21 protein-coding genes are annotated in these 15,807 nt (G+C 69.8%); 18 read left to right on the plus strand and 3 right to left on the minus strand.

Annotated elements, in window-relative coordinates; translation table 11 throughout:
* The first annotated feature begins 4 nt into the window (after positions 1-4).
* The 6 genes from ABZX79_RS09260 (at position 5) to ABZX79_RS09285 (ending at position 4,049) form a co-directional block, all read left to right on the plus strand.
* A complete protein-coding gene (locus ABZX79_RS09260) occupies positions 5-1,306 on the plus strand; it encodes a hypothetical protein (protein ID WP_355253823.1) in 1,302 nt (433 codons plus the stop codon).
* Between the two features lie 91 nt (positions 1,307-1,397).
* Positions 1,398-2,096, plus strand: a complete 699-nt coding sequence (locus tag ABZX79_RS09265) for a DUF2993 domain-containing protein (protein WP_355253825.1) — start codon at positions 1,398-1,400, stop codon at positions 2,094-2,096.
* A gap of 164 nt (positions 2,097-2,260) precedes the next feature.
* Positions 2,261-2,344, plus strand: coding sequence for a putative leader peptide (locus ABZX79_RS09270; RefSeq protein ID WP_355254274.1), 84 nt, complete (start codon positions 2,261-2,263; stop codon positions 2,342-2,344).
* Between the two features lie 188 nt (positions 2,345-2,532).
* Positions 2,533-3,372: a sulfurtransferase gene (locus tag ABZX79_RS09275; RefSeq protein WP_355253827.1), complete on the plus strand. Its 840-nt coding sequence runs from the start codon at positions 2,533-2,535 to the stop codon at positions 3,370-3,372.
* Positions 3,373-3,408: 36 nt separating this feature from the next.
* Positions 3,409-3,696 carry a DUF1416 domain-containing protein gene (locus ABZX79_RS09280; RefSeq protein WP_018101653.1) on the plus strand — a complete coding sequence of 96 codons (288 nt, stop codon included), beginning with the start codon at positions 3,409-3,411 and terminating at the stop codon, positions 3,694-3,696.
* Between the two features lie 92 nt (positions 3,697-3,788).
* The gene (locus tag ABZX79_RS09285; RefSeq protein ID WP_355253829.1) at positions 3,789-4,049 is read left to right on the plus strand and encodes a DUF3099 domain-containing protein; all 261 of its coding nucleotides are present in this window, start codon (positions 3,789-3,791) and stop codon (positions 4,047-4,049) included.
* A gap of 28 nt (positions 4,050-4,077) precedes the next feature.
* Here the strand turns inward: ABZX79_RS09285 and ABZX79_RS09290 are convergent, their stop codons facing one another.
* Entirely contained in the window at positions 4,078-4,440 is a 363-nt protein-coding gene (locus ABZX79_RS09290; protein WP_355253831.1) for a DsrE family protein, read from the minus strand.
* Positions 4,441-4,545: 105 nt separating this feature from the next.
* Between ABZX79_RS09290 and ABZX79_RS09295 the strand changes: the two genes are divergently transcribed.
* The 6 genes from ABZX79_RS09295 (at position 4,546) to ABZX79_RS09320 (ending at position 9,290) form a co-directional block, all read left to right on the plus strand.
* Positions 4,546-5,310 (plus strand): hypothetical protein, encoded by a 765-nt coding sequence (locus tag ABZX79_RS09295; RefSeq protein WP_355253833.1) that lies wholly within the window; start codon positions 4,546-4,548, stop codon positions 5,308-5,310.
* Between the two features lie 95 nt (positions 5,311-5,405).
* Positions 5,406-6,131 (plus strand): hypothetical protein, encoded by a 726-nt coding sequence (locus ABZX79_RS09300; protein WP_355253835.1) that lies wholly within the window; start codon positions 5,406-5,408, stop codon positions 6,129-6,131.
* Complete coding sequence (locus tag ABZX79_RS09305) at positions 6,128-7,003, plus strand: hypothetical protein (protein WP_355253836.1); 876 nt, start codon at positions 6,128-6,130, stop codon at positions 7,001-7,003. Before ABZX79_RS09300 ends, ABZX79_RS09305 begins: the two co-directional genes overlap by 4 nt.
* A 228-nt stretch (positions 7,004-7,231) precedes the next feature.
* Complete coding sequence (locus tag ABZX79_RS09310) at positions 7,232-7,795, plus strand: FABP family protein (protein WP_214979809.1); 564 nt, start codon at positions 7,232-7,234, stop codon at positions 7,793-7,795.
* 69 nt (positions 7,796-7,864) lie between these two features.
* Positions 7,865-8,314, plus strand: a complete 450-nt coding sequence (locus ABZX79_RS09315) for a transcriptional repressor (RefSeq protein WP_355253838.1) — start codon at positions 7,865-7,867, stop codon at positions 8,312-8,314.
* Positions 8,315-8,324: 10 nt separating this feature from the next.
* Positions 8,325-9,290 carry a folate-binding protein gene (locus ABZX79_RS09320; protein WP_355253840.1) on the plus strand — a complete coding sequence of 322 codons (966 nt, stop codon included), beginning with the start codon at positions 8,325-8,327 and terminating at the stop codon, positions 9,288-9,290.
* 17 nt (positions 9,291-9,307) lie between these two features.
* On the opposite strand, the gene dtd is transcribed toward ABZX79_RS09320, so the two are convergent.
* The gene (gene dtd, locus ABZX79_RS09325) at positions 9,308-9,733 is read right to left on the minus strand and encodes a D-aminoacyl-tRNA deacylase (RefSeq protein WP_215129642.1); all 426 of its coding nucleotides are present in this window, start codon (positions 9,731-9,733) and stop codon (positions 9,308-9,310) included.
* A gap of 118 nt (positions 9,734-9,851) precedes the next feature.
* Here dtd and ABZX79_RS09330 point away from each other — a divergent pair, with 118 nt between their 5' ends.
* From ABZX79_RS09330 to ABZX79_RS09350, 5 genes are all read left to right on the plus strand, one after another.
* Positions 9,852-10,454 (plus strand): ABC transporter substrate-binding protein, encoded by a 603-nt coding sequence (locus ABZX79_RS09330; protein WP_355253843.1) that lies wholly within the window; start codon positions 9,852-9,854, stop codon positions 10,452-10,454.
* A gap of 56 nt (positions 10,455-10,510) precedes the next feature.
* Entirely contained in the window at positions 10,511-11,479 is a 969-nt protein-coding gene (locus ABZX79_RS09335) for an asparaginase (protein ID WP_355253845.1), read from the plus strand.
* Positions 11,480-11,563: 84 nt separating this feature from the next.
* Positions 11,564-12,811, plus strand: a complete 1,248-nt coding sequence (locus ABZX79_RS09340; RefSeq protein WP_355253847.1) for a GNAT family N-acetyltransferase — start codon at positions 11,564-11,566, stop codon at positions 12,809-12,811.
* Between the two features lie 140 nt (positions 12,812-12,951).
* Positions 12,952-13,836 (plus strand): winged helix-turn-helix domain-containing protein, encoded by an 885-nt coding sequence (locus tag ABZX79_RS09345; protein WP_355253849.1) that lies wholly within the window; start codon positions 12,952-12,954, stop codon positions 13,834-13,836.
* Positions 13,837-13,845: 9 nt separating this feature from the next.
* On the plus strand, positions 13,846-14,577 hold the full coding sequence (locus ABZX79_RS09350; protein WP_355253851.1) for an HAD-IA family hydrolase: 732 nt from the start codon (positions 13,846-13,848) through the stop codon (positions 14,575-14,577).
* Here the strand turns inward: ABZX79_RS09350 and ABZX79_RS09355 are convergent.
* Positions 14,568-14,750: a hypothetical protein gene (locus tag ABZX79_RS09355; protein WP_355253853.1), complete on the minus strand. Its 183-nt coding sequence runs from the start codon at positions 14,748-14,750 to the stop codon at positions 14,568-14,570. The two genes, ABZX79_RS09350 and ABZX79_RS09355, sit on opposite strands and share 10 nt — an antisense overlap.
* Before the next feature lie 174 nt (positions 14,751-14,924).
* Between ABZX79_RS09355 and ABZX79_RS09360 the strand changes: the two genes are divergently transcribed.
* Complete coding sequence (locus tag ABZX79_RS09360; protein WP_355253855.1) at positions 14,925-15,791, plus strand: winged helix-turn-helix domain-containing protein; 867 nt, start codon at positions 14,925-14,927, stop codon at positions 15,789-15,791.
* Positions 15,792-15,807 lie beyond the last annotated feature (16 nt).

The raw sequence follows: 15,807 nt of genomic DNA on the forward strand, positions 1-15,807 counted from the left end.
CACCATGAGCAACCAGCAGCCCTACCCGTCGTCGTACGACGGACACGACCCTCATGAGGGTCAGCAGGCGTCGCCGTCCGCGCAGGAGCCCTTCACCCAGACCTGGGAGGGGCAGACCTGGGACACGCAGTTCCAGCCCGTGCAGCAGCCGTACCGGCCGCAGGACTCCGCCCCGTCCGCCGCCGACACGGCGTACGGAGAGCCCGGGACCGGCGGGTACCCGCTGCCCCCGGAGGCCCCGGCGTCGTACGCCCAGTACCCGGCCGGCCCGACGGCGTACGAGCCCGCCCCAGGGGCGTACCAGTCCCAGCCGACGCAGGCACCGGCAACCGCCGGGTACGAACCGGCCCCGGCCGCCTACCAGTCCTCATCGGCTCAGGCACCCGCGTCCTCGGGCGCATACGAGCCGGGCCCGCAGGCGGACGCGTCCGCAGCGGCCGCGTACGAACCCGCACCGGCGGCCACCGGGGCTCCCGCGCCGCACCCCCATCCCGCAGCAGGCACCGGCTCCGCGTCGTACACCTCGCCCACCACCGGCGGCAACGCGCGCATCACCGACGCCCAGCGCGCCCGCGCCGAGGGCCGCTCGCCGATCATCGCGCCCGGCATGCAGCCCGCCGCCCTGACCGCCGTGCTCGCGCTGCTGCTCGCCGGCGCCGCTGCCGTCGGCCAGTACGCGCTCGTCGTGCCGCTCGTGCTCCTCCAGGCCGTCACCGCCGCCGGCTGGTTCCGGCTCAACGGCATGTGGCCCGCCAGGCAAGGCATCGCGCTCGCGTTCCTCGGCGGCGTCACCGCCGACATCGCGCTGCTGGCTGTCGACGCCGAGCACGCGCCCGCCGCGATCATCGGCACGCTCGGCGTGTGGGTGCTGCTCACGCTCGTACTCCAGCTGCGCAACCGCGCCCCCGCCGACGAGCGGATGTACGGCCTGACGGCCACCGTCACCTCGGCCGCCCTGGCCGTAATCGCCGCAGGTCACCTCGCGGCGGCCGCCGAGGCCGTGACGGTCGGCGGCGTGGCCGTCGCCGTGGCCGTACTGGCCCGCGCGCTGCCGCTGCCCGGCGTCGCCTCCGTGATCGTCGCGCTGCTCGCCGCGGCGGGCGCCGGGGTCGCGGCCGGCGGGATGACGGACGTGGGTGGCGACGGCGCACTGCTCGGGCTCGCGGCCGGGGTCTGCGCGCTGATCGGTCTGCGCGTGGCCAGCTACGACTACCCCTCCCGGTTCGTCCACATGACGGCCGGAGTGGCCCTGCCGCTGACCGCCGCCGCACCCGCTGTCTACCTGATCGGCCGGGTCATCTCCTGACGCCTGTGGTTACCTGGCAGTAGTCGACGATCGTCAAGGGGGCTTGGACGATCGCGACCCGAGACCGACGACTGTGGGGGATCCGTAAGAAATGCGTGCGCTGCGAATACTGCTGATCGTCGCTGTGATCCTCGGCGGCATCTTCGTCGCCGTGGACCGCCTCGCGGTCAACTTCGCCGAGTCCGAGGTCGCGAAGCGCCTCCAGAGCCAACAGGGTCTGGCCGGCGGAACCGACGTATCGATCAAGGGATTTCCCTTCCTGACCCAGGTCGCCGCGAAGCATCTCGACCAGGTCGACGTCACCGTCGAGGGCGTCGAGGCGAGCGCGGAGGGCCGCAAGGTCCGGATCAGTGAGATGACCGCCGAACTCCACGACGTGCGGGTGCGCGGCAGCCTGGGCGGTTTCTCGGACGCGACGGCGGAGCTCGCCACGGGCAAGGCGCGCATCTCGTACGAGGACCTGTCCAAGGCCTCCGAGAGCGGCTTTCCCGTCGCCTACGGCGGCAACGGCAAGGTGAAGGTCACGGGTTCCGTCCAGCTCCTCGGCCGCGAGATCACCCGCAGCGTGCTGTCCAGCGTGACCGTCGTCGACGGTGACACGCTCAGGGTGCGGGCGGACGAGGTTCCGGGGGAGGGGCTGCCCGGCATCGAGGAAAAGGTCCGCGAGAAGACCGACTTCGACCGGCAGATCAGCGGGCTGCCCGGCGGCCTGAAGCTCGAAAAGGCCGAGGCGACGAAGGACGGGCTGGAGATCTCCGTCACCGGTAGGAATGTGGGCCTCGCCGGATAGTGAGACGCCTGCGTCCGCCCCTCAAGCAGCGGGTGGACGCGGGCGGCGCGCCGCCCCGTGAGGAAGGCCTTGCGCCGGCACCGCATCCCACATCCCGGACGATCGCGTCTCAACATGCGACACGCCGGTGACATGCCGGTCGTGACATCCCTACGATCGGTCCCATGCAGCAGCGACAGGCGGACCTCACGAAGCGGCGGGCAGTAGACCTGTGCCGCGTCGCCGCCATGCTCTGTCGAACTGCCTGAGCGGGTTCTGACCGGAACAGTCCGGTACCCGCCTTCCCGGCCCTCCGACCGACCGAACTGGTGCAGTCGAAGTCAGGGCCGACCCCCCGTGCGGTCGTACGCCGTCCCGATTCCGTTCCGTGGACCGGCGTACCCGCACACCCGCACCTCGCGCATAACCGCCGCACACTGCCCCGGAGGAGAACAGCATGAGCCGCAGCGACGTCCTGGTAGACGCAGACTGGGTCGAGGCCCACATCGAGGACCCGAAGGTCGCCATCGTCGAGGTCGACGAAGACACCTCGGCGTACGAGAAGAACCACATCCGCAACGCGATCCGGATCGACTGGACCAAGGACCTCCAGGACCCGGTCCGCCGCGACTTCGTCGACCAGGCCGGCTTCGAGAAGCTCCTGTCCGAGAAGGGCATCGCGAACGACACGACGGTCGTCCTCTACGGCGGCAACAACAACTGGTTCGCCTCGTACGCCTTCTGGTACTTCAAGCTCTACGGTCACAGCGACGTCCGCCTGCTGGACGGCGGCCGCAAGAAGTGGGAGCTCGACTCCCGCGACCTGGTCGCCGAGGTCCCCGAGCGCCCGGCCACGCAGTACAAGGCCCAGCCGCAGGACACCTCGATCCGCGCCTTCCGCGACGACGTGGTCTCCGCGATCAACAACCAGAACCTCGTCGACGTGCGTTCCCCCGACGAGTTCAGCGGCAAGCTCCTCGCCCCGGCCCACCTCCCGCAGGAGCAGTCGCAGCGCCCGGGTCACGTCCCGTCCGCCCGCAACATCCCGTGGTCGAAGAACGCCAACGACGACGGCACCTTCAAGTCGGACGACGAGCTCAAGGCCCTCTACGAGGCCGAGCAGGTCGACCTGGCCAAGGACACCATCGCTTACTGCCGCATCGGTGAGCGCTCGGCCCTGACCTGGTTCGTCCTGCACGAGCTGCTCGGTGTCGACAACGTCAAGAACTACGACGGCTCGTGGACCGAGTACGGCTCCCTGGTCGGCGTGCCGATCGAGCTCGGCGCCAACAAGTAACCCCTCATCGCCTGCGACTTGAAGGACGGATTCAACATGTGTGGAGCAAAGGCCGGCGGCCCCGACGCCTCGACGATCAAGCCCGGTGAGACCACCATCCAGGGCAGCGTGACCCGCGACGGCGAGCCCGTCACCGGTTACGTCCGCCTCCTGGACTCGACCGGCGAGTTCACCGCCGAGGTCCCGACCTCGGCCACGGGCCAGTTCCGCTTCTACGCGGCCGAGGGCACGTGGACCGTCCGCGCACTCGTCCCGGGCGGCACGGCCGACCGTACGGTCGTCGCCCAGACGGGCGGCCTCGCGGAGGTCGCGATCGCCGTCTGACGACGCGCTTTCTACTGGCCGAAGGGCCGCACCCCCGGGAGGTTGGACGCTGTCCCGGACCAGGTGCGGTCCTTCGGTCGTACCGTGGAGGTATGTACGAGCGGCGGCGGCACGCCTACTTCCTGCTGATGGGCGGATGCATCGTTCTCTTCGTCTCCGCCTGGGCCCTCGTGCGGCTGTGGTCGGTGCCGGTGGCCGTGGGGATGTGCTTCGTCGCGATGGTCATTCCGCCGATCGCGGCAATGGTCGCCAACCGGCGGGGGCCGGACGACCGCTGGTGGGACGATCCGTCCGGGGACCCGAAGTCCGACGACTGGTGGGACGAGCTGGACGGCAAGAAGCCCCGTCAGTGAGGGCTCAGTAGACGCTCAGTAGACACGCTCAGTAGACAAGGGACTGGACGTCGTCCGCCATGATCTCGCTGACGAAGACCTGGGCGCCCGCGATCCGCACGCCCTCGATCACGTCCTTCTCGGTGATCTCGCGGCGCGCCGCGCACTGCGTGCACAGGGTGATCTGTCCGGCCGCCGTGATCGACTCGATCAGGTCCGGCAGCGGCGCCGCGTGCGGCAGCTCGAACTCCGCCGCGCGCCCCGGCAGCGCGAACCACGAGGACTCGCCGGTCAGCCAGAGCGAGACCTCGACCCCGCTGGCGACGGCCACCGCCGCCACCGTGAACGCCTGCGAACACCGCTCGGGGGAGTCTGCCCCGGCGGTCACCTTGATCACGAGCTTCTTCGCCATGTCCGAACTGTAATCCGCCGCCGTACAACCGCGGCCGCCCCTCGCAGGTCTGTAGTGCGCCGCAGGTGAATGGAACCTGCGCTTCAGGTCTCGTGGGGGGACCCTTTGGAACCGCAAGAAGTACCGATACCCGAGCACGAGCCGACACCGCCGCCGCGCCGTCGCGGGCGTACGGCCACGCTCATCGCATCCGCCGCCGCGCTCGGCGTACTCGGCGGAGTCTGCACCGGTTACGTCGTCCAGGCCGGGGGTGCTCCGACGCCGCTGCCGGCGCTGGCTCAGCCAGTGGTCGCCCAGGCGGAGGGCAAGGCGCCCGATCCGCTGTCCGCCGCTCAGGACCGCCTGGTCAAGACGGACGGCGACCTACGCAAGCTGCTGCTCAAGAAGCCGGCGGGCGCGAAGGACTGGCCCTCGCCGCCCGGCAACGACGGCTGGATGAGCCTGATGACGTACGCCGACGGGCACGGCCATCCCGGGGACGCCTTCAGGAACCTGCTGGACTCCGGTTTCCGGCGGATCGCGGTCAGAAGCTGGACCGAGAGCAACGGTCTGGACGTAGAAATACGGCTGGTCCAGTTCCGTGAGGAGTCCCAGGTCGCCTCGCTCGGCCGGCTGAAGGACCAGCTCGGCTTCGCGCGGCTGGAACTTGCCCCGGGGGACGTGGTCACACCGGTCCACGGCGCCCTGGACGGCGGACTCGCCATGTACGGGGAGCCGGAGCGCGAGGCCGGGTACGTCCCGCGGTACAAGGCCCGCGCGCTGATGCGCCGCGGTGACATCCATCTGGAGATGTGGTTCGTGCGCAACGGGCGGCCGGTCAGCGAGAAGCAGGCTCTGTCCCTCGCCGAGAAGCAACTGGAGCGACTGTGACTGTGCCTGAGCCCGAGCCCGTATCCATGCCCGCGCCCGCGCCCGCGCCTGTGACTGCCCCTACGCCCCGGTCTCCCAAGCGGCGCCAGGCAGTCGTGGCCGTCATCTCTGTCCTGGCACTCGGCACAATCGGCGCCGGTGTCAGTTTCACGGTGGCCGAAGTCAGCGCCGCCGACCGCACCGCGCCCACCCGTGAGTGGGCGTCGTCCGGGAATCCGGCGGATGATTCGGCGAAGTCCCCCAAGGCGCCGCGCAAGACCGGGGGCAAGCTTGCTCAGCGGTTGCTTCCCGTGCCGGACGGATACACCCCGGGCCCGGACATCGGCGAGTACGGCAACGATGCCGAGCTGGGGGAGCGCCAAGCTGTGGCTCTCATGCAGGAGAGCGCCGCCGCCCTGCCCCGCGACCTCCGTAAGGAGCGGTTGCGCAGCATCGACAGAATGCGGGTCCAGGGTTTCGCCATGCGCTCGTACGCCTCGGACGACAGCGAGCTCGTCGTCGAGGCGCAGCTCGTCCAGATGAAGCCGGGCGCTGCCCGTGATCGCATCCGCGGCTTCACAGCGATGGTCGACGCCTTCGACGTACTCCGCAAGGGCCCGAAGATCAAGGGCCACAAGAACGCCAGGTGTTACGTCGCCCCCAAGCCGCCCGCAGGGGAAAGCGGAGGCGAGCGGCTCGGCGCGATGTTCTGCCTGGCGTACGAGGACGATCTGTTCATCAGCACCACGTCGTACGGCAAGCAGCCGCTGTACGCCGAATCCGCCGCGGAACTGCTGCGGAAGCAGCTCGACCTCGTGGCCTCGCCCGGGGAGTACGTGTGAGCGACTTGAACACCAGGGAACCGGCACCCGCCGACCCCCTCGACCCCCTTGCGCCCCTCACACCGGGGGCCGAAGCTCCGAAGCTCATGCCCCCGGTATCCCCGAAGAACGACCGCCGCCGCCTGCGTGCCGTACTGCGCTGGACAGTCGCCGTCCTGGTCCTCGGCTCGCTCGGTGCCGCAACCGCGTTCGCCGTCGCCGCGCAGGAGCGTGGCGACCTGCCGGGTCTCGCGACCCGGGACGACGGCCGCTGGGCGTATCCGGAGATCAAGCGGCCGGTGTTGCCGGCGGGCGCGTCGGCCTTCGCCGACGAGAACAACGTCGCCGAGGCGCACCACGCCGACCTGCGTGCCCTGGTCCTGCCCGCCCCCAAGGGCGCGAGGCCGGACAAGGCACTGGCCGGCCGGGACGGCTGGCTCTCCACGGCGACGTACCTCCGGGCGTACCCGAAGGCGGACCGGCGGGAGCTCGGCGAGCAGCTGGTGGAGGACGGCCTCCGGCACATCGCCGCACGCGGCTGGACCACACCCGACGGCACGCACACGCGCATCTACCTGCTGCAGTTCAACACCGGCACGCTCGCCAGGAGCTTCTACGACGAGGCGCTGGGCGGTGCGCTGACGCCGCGCACCCCGGTGTCGGGTGCCCCGGATTCCGAGCTGATCGACAAGTGGTTCCCGTCCGGCGAGGGCGTGGAGGGCACGCAGCTGACCGCCTACGACGAGACCGAGCCGCGTGGTGCGGCCCACGTCCGGCAGGGCTACATCAACGCTGGGGATACTCTCGCCGTCATCGTGCAGTCCAGGAAGGGCACCGCCCCCGCGGTCCCGTTCCGGCAGACGGTCGTCCTCCAGGCGCAGCTGCTCGGCTGAACCCCCGACGGCCGTACCGGCCCCCGCCGACTAAGCTGGGGCCCGGCCCCGTACTGCCCACCGCTCGTGCAAGGAGCAACCCCGTGCTGACGATTTTCTTCGAAGCCCTGCTGGTTCTGGTCTGCGTCGGCGTTCTCGCCTTCACCGGCCTGGCCGTGAAGAAGCTCTACCAGGGTCAGCGCTGATCCACCCCGCCACCCCTCCCCTCACAGATCGTCTGAGCAGCTCATGATCGAGATCCCGTCCGACCTCCACCCGGACCTCGTCCCCCTCGTCTTCCTCCTCGGAAACTGGGAGGGTGCGGGCGTTTCTGACTTCCCCGGCGCCGAGAAGTGCAACTTCGGCCAGGAAGTCACCTTCACCCACGACGGCCGGGACTTCCTTGAGTACGTCTCCCACACGTGGGTGCTCGACAACGACGGCAAGAAGGTCCGGCCGCTGGAGAGCGAGTCCGGCTACTGGCGCGTCGACAAGGACCGCAAGGTCGAGGTCGTCATGATCCGCGACCAGGGCGTCGTCGAGATCTGGTACGGCGAGCTGGCCGACCAGAAGCCGCAGATCGACCTGGTGACCGACGCGGTCGCGCGCACCGGCGCCTCCGGGCCGTACACCGGTGGCAAGCGTCTCTACGGCTACGTCAAGAGCGACCTGATGTGGGTCGGCGAGAAGGCCACCCCGGACGTCGAGCTCCGCCCCTACATGTCGGCGCACCTGAAGAAGGTCGTCGACCCGAGCGAGTGGGCGAAGGACCTCAAGGACCTGCCCGACGACGGCATCGCGTTCTTCAAGTAAGCCTTCAAGTAAGCCCTCAAGTAGGCCGACACCACGTGGGTTGCTTGCCGCGCTGCCTACACTGGGCACGTGGTGAGCACCGACTGGAAAAGCGACCTGCGGCAGCGCGGCTATCGGCTGACGCCCCAGCGTCAGCTTGTCCTGGAAGCCGTGGACGCCCTGGAACACGCGACGCCCGACGACATCCTCGTCGAGGTGCGCAGGACCGCGTCCGGCGTGAACATCTCCACCGTGTACCGGACCCTGGAGCTCCTGGAGGAGCTGGGTCTGGTCAGTCACGCGCACCTGGGGCACGGGGCCCCGACGTACCACCTGGCGGACCGCCACCACCACATCCACCTGGTCTGCCGCGACTGTACGAACGTGATCGAGGCGGACATCGCGATCGCCGCGGACTTCACGGCCAAGCTGCGCGAGACGTTCGGCTTCGAGACGGACATGAAGCACTTCGCGATCTTCGGGCGCTGTGAGAAGTGCGCCGCGGAGACTTCCGCGGAGACTTCAACTACCGAGTCGTAGGCTTGCCGGTATGAAGAGCCCCCTGCTGTCCCTGCCCGGTGCCGTCCCCGCCGAAGGGCGCGACGAAGGCGTCGCCGCGCACTACGGCGACCTGTTCCGCGAGCAGCGCGCGCTCGCCGACGGCGCCGGCTTCGTCGACCTCTCGCATCGCGGGGTCGTCACGGTCACCGGTGACGACCGGCTGACCTGGCTGCACCTGCTGCTCACGCAGCACGTCAGCGACCTTCCGGCCGGCCGGGCCACCGAGGCGCTGATCCTGACCGCGCACGGCCACGTCGAGCACGCGATGTACCTGGTCGACGACGGCGAGACGGTGTGGATGCACGTCGAGCCGGGTACGCAGGGCGATCTCATCGCGTACCTGGAGTCGATGAAGTTCTTCTACCGGGTGCAGACGGCTGATCGGACGGAGGACTTCGCGGTCGTCCACCTCCCGGCCGGTTCGATCGCCTCCGTACCGGAGGGTGTGGCGGTACGGGAGACCTCGCACGGCCGTGATCTCTTCCTGCCGCGCGGTCAGCTGGAGGCGTACGCCGAGGCCCATGGCCCCGCGGCCGGCATTCTGGCCTACGAGGCCCTGCGCGTCGAAGCGCACCGGCCCCGCCTCGGCTTCGAGACCGACCACCGCACCATCCCGCACGAGCTGGGCTGGATCGGCAGCGCCGTACACCTCCAGAAGGGCTGCTACCGGGGCCAGGAGACCGTCGCCCGCGTCCAGAACCTGGGGAAGCCGCCGCGGCGGCTCGTCTTCCTGCACCTGGACGGCAGCGATGTGCTGCTGCCGGGGCCGGGGACGCCGGTGCGGCTGGCGGCGGACGGCGAGGAGGGGCGCCAGCTCGGGTTCGTCACGACGTCGGCCCGCCACCACGAGCTGGGGCCGATCGCTCTCGCGCTGGTCAAGCGCAATGTGCCGGTGGACGCGGAGCTGCTGGCGGGGAACACGGCCGCGGCGCAGGAAGTCGTCGTAGAGCCGTAGTCCTCAGATTTCGGTCCTCAGATTTCGATCAGGATCGTGAACGGGCCGTCGTTCGTGAGGGAGACCCTCATCTCCGCTCCGAAGCGGCCCGTCTCCACGTGCGCGCCCAGCGCGCGCAGCTGGGCCACGACCTCCTCGACCAGCGGCTCGGCACTCTCGCCGGGGGCCGCGGCGTTCCAGGTGGGGCGGCGGCCCTTGCGGGCGTCCCCGTAGAGAGTGAACTGTGAAATGACCAGAAGTGGCGCATTCACATCGGAGCAGGACTTCTCGCCCGCAAGGATCCGAACCGACCACAGCTTCCGGGCGAGCTGTGCGGCCTTGTCCGTTGTGTCCCCGTGGGTGACTCCCACCAGCACACACAGGCCTTCGCCCACGATTTCGCCGACCGTTTGTCCGGCCACGACGACGCTCGCGCCGTCGACCCTCTGCACCACTGCACGCATGCGGCCCAATCTATCCGGGGCTGAACGGGCGTAGAGCGCCTGCGTAGCCGCCGTCAGGAGTGGCACGATGCACGGAGGCGGTGCGCGCCCCGCACCGGTCGAGGGGACGGAACAATCCATGAGCACATCTGGCGCCGGGCAGCCGCTCGGTCCCGTACCTATGCCAATGATTCAGCTGACGTCTTCCGCTCCCGCCGCACGACCACCCGCGCAGCGGACCGGCGAGAGCGCGGATCGTCAGCAGAAGACCGATCTCGGTGCGCTGGGGCTGCCGGAGCTGCGCGGTCTGCGCCGTGACTCGCAACGGGACGAGGCGGACCTCAGTTATGTGCGGCGTCTGCTGCACGGGCGGATCGACATTCTGCGGGCCGAGCTGGCGCGGCGTACGGGGCCGGAGTCCCCTGTCGTCGACCGGCTGTCGGAGATCCTCGCGGACGCCCCTTCGCGGCACCGTTCCTCCGCCCGTCACGTGACGCTTTCCACACCGCACAGCGAGGAGTTCCGGCTGCTGGCGGCCGAGATGCTGGCCGAGGTCGAGCTGTCGGATCTCGCCGCCCGTACGGACGAGGAGCTGCACGCGGCCATGGGGCGGCTGGTCCGTTACGAACAGCAGGTCTCGCGGCGCCGGCAGCATCTGCAGCGGACGGCGGACGATTGCAGTGCGGAGATCGCCCGCAGGTACCGTGATGGGGAAGCCCAAGTAGACGACCTGCTGACCTGACGCCGCGATCCGGCCGTACGGGAGCCTGGTCCTGTTCCCGCCCCCGGAAGGTCGAGATGTCCTCCAGCACCGCCGCCGTAACCGCCATATCCCCGGTCCTCGCGGAAGTCGTCCGTTCCGGCTTCGTCGAGGGCCATCACCGGGGGTCGCTGGTCGTTCTGGCGGCGGACGGGAGTGTGGAGCTGGCGGTCGGGGACCCGTACGCCCCGGTCTTCCCGCGCTCCAGCAACAAGCCGATGCAGGCCGCCGCGATCCTGCGGGCCGGGCTCGACCTCTCGGGGGAGCGGCTGGCGCTGGCGGCCGCGAGCCACTCGGGGGAGCGGTTCCAGCTGGATCTCGTACGCAAGATGCTGGCGGAGTACGGGCTCACTGAGGCGGACCTGCAGACTCCGCCGGACCTGCCGCTGGACCCGGTGGAGGCGGAGGCGTACCTCGCCGGGGGCGGGGTGCGCGAGCGGGTCATCATGAACTGCTCCGGCAAGCACGCGGCGATGCTGGCGGCCTGCGGCCTGAACGGGTGGGACACGGGCTCCTACCTGGACCCCGCTCATCCGCTGCAGCGGCTCGTGCTGCGGGTGGTCGAGGAAGCGAGCGGCGAGCGCGTCACGGCGGTGGGTACGGACGGCTGCGGCGCGCCGCTGATGGGCATCAGCCTGGTCGGGCTGGCGACGGCTTTCCGCGGCTTCGTGCTCGCCGAGCCGGGTACGGCCGAGCGGCGCGTCGCGGACGCGATGCGCGCGCACCCGGAGTTCGTCGCGGGTACGCGCCGCCCCGACACCTGGCTGATGCGCGAGGTGCCGGGCGCGCTGTCGAAGATGGGCGCCGAGGCGGTCCAGGCGGTGGCGCTGCCGGACGGCCGCGCCGTCGCGTTCAAGGTCGACGACGGTGCGACGCGGGCGCTGGGGCCGGTGCTGGCGCGGGCGCTGCGGCGGCTCGGTGTGGAAGGGCCGGTGGTGGACCGGATCGGGCGGGCGCCGCTGATGGGCGGGGCGGCCGAGGTCGGGGAGATACGCGCGGCGTTCTGAGCGGCGCCTGGCTGGATGTCGCGGCGCCCGGGTGCCGGAAAAATACGGGCGACAGGCGGTGGCCGGTGTGCATAGCGTGGGCGCATGAGCGTCGACGTCCGTACGATCACCGCGTCCGAGTTCCGCGACTGGCTGCGGGCCCTGGCCACCGGATTCCTCCGGGCGCCCCTCGCCTCGGAAGAGGAAGCGGCGGAACGCCTGGCACACATGGACCTGTCGCGCGTGCAGGGCGCGTTCGACGACGGGCGCTGTGTCGCGACGTACCGCTCCTTCGCGCAGGAGCTCACGGTGCCGGGCGGCGCGGCGGTCCCGGCGAGTGCCGTGTCGAACGTGACCGTGTCGCCGACGCACCGCCGCCGCGGTCTGCTCAGCCGGATGATGGACGCGGATCTCGCGGCGGCGAAGGAGCGCGGCGATGTGCTGTCGACGCTGATCGCCGCTGAGTATCCGATCTACGGGCGGTACGGGTTCGGGCCTGCCGCGTCGGTCAGCGAGTGGGAGATCGACGTACCCCGGGCGGGGCTCGACGCGCGCTGGGCGGGGCCCGACGACGGTGGCGGCCGGGTCGATCTGGTCGACGGGGCCGACGTACGCAAGATCGGGCCCGAGCTGTATGAGCGCTTCCGTGCGATGCGGCACGGCGCGATCACCCGCGACGAGCGGTGGTGGCAGCTCAACACGGGGCAAGTGGTCATGGCGCACGATCCCTGGCGCGAGCCGTTCTACGCCGTTTACCGCTCGGCGCACGGCGAGGTCGAGGGCCTGCTGGTCTACCGGGCCGAGGAGAAGTGGGGCGACGCGAAGCAGCCGCTCAACATAGCGAACGTACGCGACATGATCGCGGTGTCGCCGGCGGCGGAGCGCGCGCTGTGGCACTTCGTCTGCGCCATCGACTGGATCTCGACGGTACGGTCCGGATACCGCGCCAGTGACGATCTGCTTCCCCTCCTGCTCCCGGATCCCCGGGCTGCCAGGATCGTCACTCAGGCGGATTTCCTGTGGGTGCGGCTGCTCGACGTCGTACGGGCCCTGGAGGCTCGTACGTACGCGGTGCCCGCATCACTCGTGCTGGAGGTGCACGATGCGGCGGGGCTGGCCGGCGGACGGTTCCGGCTGGATGCCTCGGCGGACGGGGCGGTGTGTGCCCCTTCGGCCGAGTCGCCCGATCTGACGCTGGATGTACGGGAGCTGGGGGCGCTGTACCTGGGCGAGGAGTCCGCGGTGCGGCTCGTGGCGCTGGGCCGGGTCGTGGAGGAGGCGGCGGGCGCCGCCGCCGTTGCCGACGCCCTGTTCCGTACACCCAGGCGACCGTGGTGCCCGGACATCTTCTGATCCGCGGCCCTCTGGGCCCTGCTCTCAGCCGAAGGTGGGCACCGTATCGAAGCCGCCTCCTCGGCCCCGCACGTGGTGATCGACGCGCTCTGCCTCACCTCGACCTCGCTTTGGCAACTCATTGGTTATAGCGTCGGGTTGTGACTCGGGAGAGCGTGGGAGTGGACGGTGGAAGGCCTTCGTGCCGAGACGTCGCCGACGCCCTGCGCGAGCGGATCCGCGCAGGGGGTCTCAAGGCCGGGGACCCCATGCCGACCCAGTCGCGGCTGGCCGTCGAGTTCGGCGTCGAGCGGGGCACGGTCCGACAGGCCCTGCGGGTACTCCAGGACGAGGGCCTGCTCACCGACGTCACCCGGGGCGCGCCGGCCCGCATCGCCCTCCCGGCACAGGCGGCCCCTGCGGAGCCCGAGGCGCCTCAGCCCACGATGATCGGGCTGGGGCCACGGATCGTGGAGGCGTTCTCGGCCCCCGAGGTTCGTATCGACGTCCTCAGTCTGACCACGGAGACCCTCCAGCCGGCCCTCGGTGAACCGCTGCGCCTGATCCATGAGGGCCGGATCAAGCCCGAGAAGGTGGAGGTGCGCGTTCTGCTGCCGAGCCGGAACATCGAGCTCGCCTTCCCCACACCGGTCGGCGGAGCCGCCACAGACAACTCGGTCCACGACTACTGGCTGCGGCTGCGCAACACCCACGGGCAGGTGCTGCGCCACAACCTGCTCGCTCTGCGCCGCTCGCACGGCATTGATGTCACGGTGGAGTTCCGGGCGTTGCCCTTCACGCCGCTGGTCAAGTTGTACCTGCTCAACGGCTCCGAAGCGCTGATCGGCTTCTACACCCTGACCAAGCGGGAGGAGGATATCGAGGACACCACGGTCGAGCTTTTCGACGCGCTCGGCACTCAGGCGCTGCTCTTTCCCTTCGATATCGGCACCGGCTCCAGGGACGGTGTATTTGTGAGTGAGGCGCAGAAGTGGTTCGACGCGCTCTGGAACACCATCTCGTCGGAACTGACACTCTTCCCATAGGGACTTCTGATGCGACAGATCGAACAGGCGGCGTCGGTGATAGAGAAGCTGCGGGATCTGATCACGGGTGCGGAATGCGTGCTCTTCGACTTCGACGGCCCTGTCTGCCGGCTCTTCGCCGGCCACCAGGCGCACAACGTGGCGGACAGCCTGGTCAACTGGCTGGAGAAGCGCGGCCAGCATGTGTTGCTGACGGATGACGAACTCGCTTCGGACAACCCGCACGCCGTACTGCGCGCCGTTGCCCGGATCCGTCCCGGCAGCGAGCTGGTCGAGGCCCTGGAGGACGAACTCACCCGCGAGGAACTCCGGGCCGCTGCCACGGCCAGGCCCACCCCCTACGCCGACCCGCTGATACGCACCTGGAGCGCGGTCGGCAGCCGCCTCGCGATCACGACGAACAACTCCGCGCTGGTTGCGGAGCAGTACCTGACAGGCCGGGGCCTCGCCGACTGCTTCGTACCGCACATCTATGGCCGTACGACCGACCTGAGCCGGCTCAAGCCGAACCCGGACAGCCTCAACCGCGCCCTGACCGGCTTGGACGCCCGCCCGGACGTGACGCTGATGATCGGCGACACCCCGTCGGACCTGGCCGCGGCTCAGGAGGCGGGCGTACGGTTCCTCGGCTACGCGCGCGACGAGATGCGGGTGCAGCGGCTACGCAGGGCGGGTGCGGAGGTGGTCGTCGACGGCCTGGAGCCGGTTCTAGCGATGGTGCGGGCGACGGCTCAGGCCTGAAGCATCAGCAGTACGAAGATGACGGCACCCAGGGTGGTGCAGTTGGTGCTGCACGCCTTGAAGCCCACTCCCAGCAGGGAGAGAGCGACAGCCCCCGGGAGGCCGTACTTCCACTGGACGAACTGCTCGATGCCTGCCACGAAGACTGTGCCCAGAACTATCAGTACGGCCATGGTGGTCGCCCCCTCAGTCAGATGCAGTCATCTGATCAACTCTCAGCCCAATTGGACTGGTTGACTTGGATTGGTCGTCCCCGGACATGGAGATCCCCTAACCGGGCAGCGGGCAAGCCGACCAATGTGACTGAAAGTGGTGTGGCCGTATGCCGAAAGCAGTAGGTTCGCGATGTGGTGAGCGGACAGGCGGACGGCGGCGGCAAGGAGTTCCAGCGCGTGGCGGACGCGCTGCACACCCAGCTGACTGATGGCACCTATCGTGTCGGGGACCTCCTGCCGGTTCAGCGGGTCCTCGCCGAACGGTTCGGCGTATCCAGAGACACCGTGCAGCGCGTTCTGCGGGAGCTGGCCGACGAGGGCTGGATCCACTCCCGGCAAGGCAGCGGCACGCGCGTCGTCAAGACGCAGCGCATCCACTCGCCCGACGCCCAGTCGGCCCGCGCCGGCAAGGTCACGCTCGGACCGCTCATCGCCGGCGCCTTCGAGGCGCCAGTGGTCACTCTCGACGTCTTCACGCTGACCTCGCAGTCCCTGGACGCACACATTCACCTGCAGGCCGTGCGCGTACGGGCGGGAGAGATCGCGCCGCAGCGCATCACTGTCCGCCTGCTGGTCCCGAGCGAAGAGGTGCGGCTGGCCTACCCCCGCCACATCACCGACGACGCCGACCCGCGGCCCCTGCAGCGGCTGCACGCGATCAGCCGCCGCCACCTCGCTTCGCTGGGCTCGGCGCTCTTCGACCTTCGTACGGAGGGCCTGGTCCCGCAGGTCGACGTGGAGGTGAAGCACACACCCCTCACCCCCTCCTTCAAGCTCTACCTGCTCAACGGCACGGCCGCGCTGCACGGCCTGTACGAAGTCGTCGAGCGGCCCATCGCGCTCGACGACGGCGAGGTGATCGACGCCCTCGACGTACTGGGGCTCGGAGCAACGCTCTTCCACTATGTGAAGGATCAAGAGGCGGGATCGCAAGGCTCGCTCTTTGTCGACGCGGCTCGCAGTTGGTTCGACTCGCACTGGAACCTGCTCAGCACTTAGCAGGACACGTGACCGG

Origin of the sequence: Streptomyces sp. NPDC002994 (assembly GCF_040611155.1) — a bacterium.
Lineage (GTDB): Bacteria > Actinomycetota > Actinomycetes > Streptomycetales > Streptomycetaceae > Streptomyces.

Bases quoted from the DNA above. Each gene is read 5' to 3' on its own strand.
- ABZX79_RS09260 (WP_355253823.1), top strand. From the start codon at position 5: ATGAGCAACCAGCAGCCCTACCCGTCGTCGTACGACGGACACGACCCT.
- ABZX79_RS09265 (WP_355253825.1), top strand. From the start codon at position 1,398: ATGCGTGCGCTGCGAATACTGCTGATCGTCGCTGTGATCCTCGGCGGC.
- ABZX79_RS09270 (WP_355254274.1), top strand. From the start codon at position 2,261: ATGCAGCAGCGACAGGCGGACCTCACGAAGCGGCGGGCAGTAGACCTG.
- ABZX79_RS09275 (WP_355253827.1), top strand. From the start codon at position 2,533: ATGAGCCGCAGCGACGTCCTGGTAGACGCAGACTGGGTCGAGGCCCAC.
- ABZX79_RS09280 (WP_018101653.1), top strand. From the start codon at position 3,409: ATGTGTGGAGCAAAGGCCGGCGGCCCCGACGCCTCGACGATCAAGCCC.
- ABZX79_RS09285 (WP_355253829.1), top strand. From the start codon at position 3,789: ATGTACGAGCGGCGGCGGCACGCCTACTTCCTGCTGATGGGCGGATGC.
- ABZX79_RS09290 (WP_355253831.1), bottom strand. From the start codon at position 4,440: ATGGCGAAGAAGCTCGTGATCAAGGTGACCGCCGGGGCAGACTCCCCC.
- ABZX79_RS09310 (WP_214979809.1), top strand. From the start codon at position 7,232: ATGATCGAGATCCCGTCCGACCTCCACCCGGACCTCGTCCCCCTCGTC.
- ABZX79_RS09320 (WP_355253840.1), top strand. From the start codon at position 8,325: ATGAAGAGCCCCCTGCTGTCCCTGCCCGGTGCCGTCCCCGCCGAAGGG.
- dtd (WP_215129642.1), bottom strand. From the start codon at position 9,733: ATGCGTGCAGTGGTGCAGAGGGTCGACGGCGCGAGCGTCGTCGTGGCC.
- ABZX79_RS09330 (WP_355253843.1), top strand. From the start codon at position 9,852: ATGAGCACATCTGGCGCCGGGCAGCCGCTCGGTCCCGTACCTATGCCA.
- ABZX79_RS09335 (WP_355253845.1), top strand. From the start codon at position 10,511: ATGTCCTCCAGCACCGCCGCCGTAACCGCCATATCCCCGGTCCTCGCG.
- ABZX79_RS09340 (WP_355253847.1), top strand. From the start codon at position 11,564: ATGAGCGTCGACGTCCGTACGATCACCGCGTCCGAGTTCCGCGACTGG.
- ABZX79_RS09350 (WP_355253851.1), top strand. From the start codon at position 13,846: ATGCGACAGATCGAACAGGCGGCGTCGGTGATAGAGAAGCTGCGGGAT.
- ABZX79_RS09355 (WP_355253853.1), bottom strand. From the start codon at position 14,750: ATGGCCGTACTGATAGTTCTGGGCACAGTCTTCGTGGCAGGCATCGAG.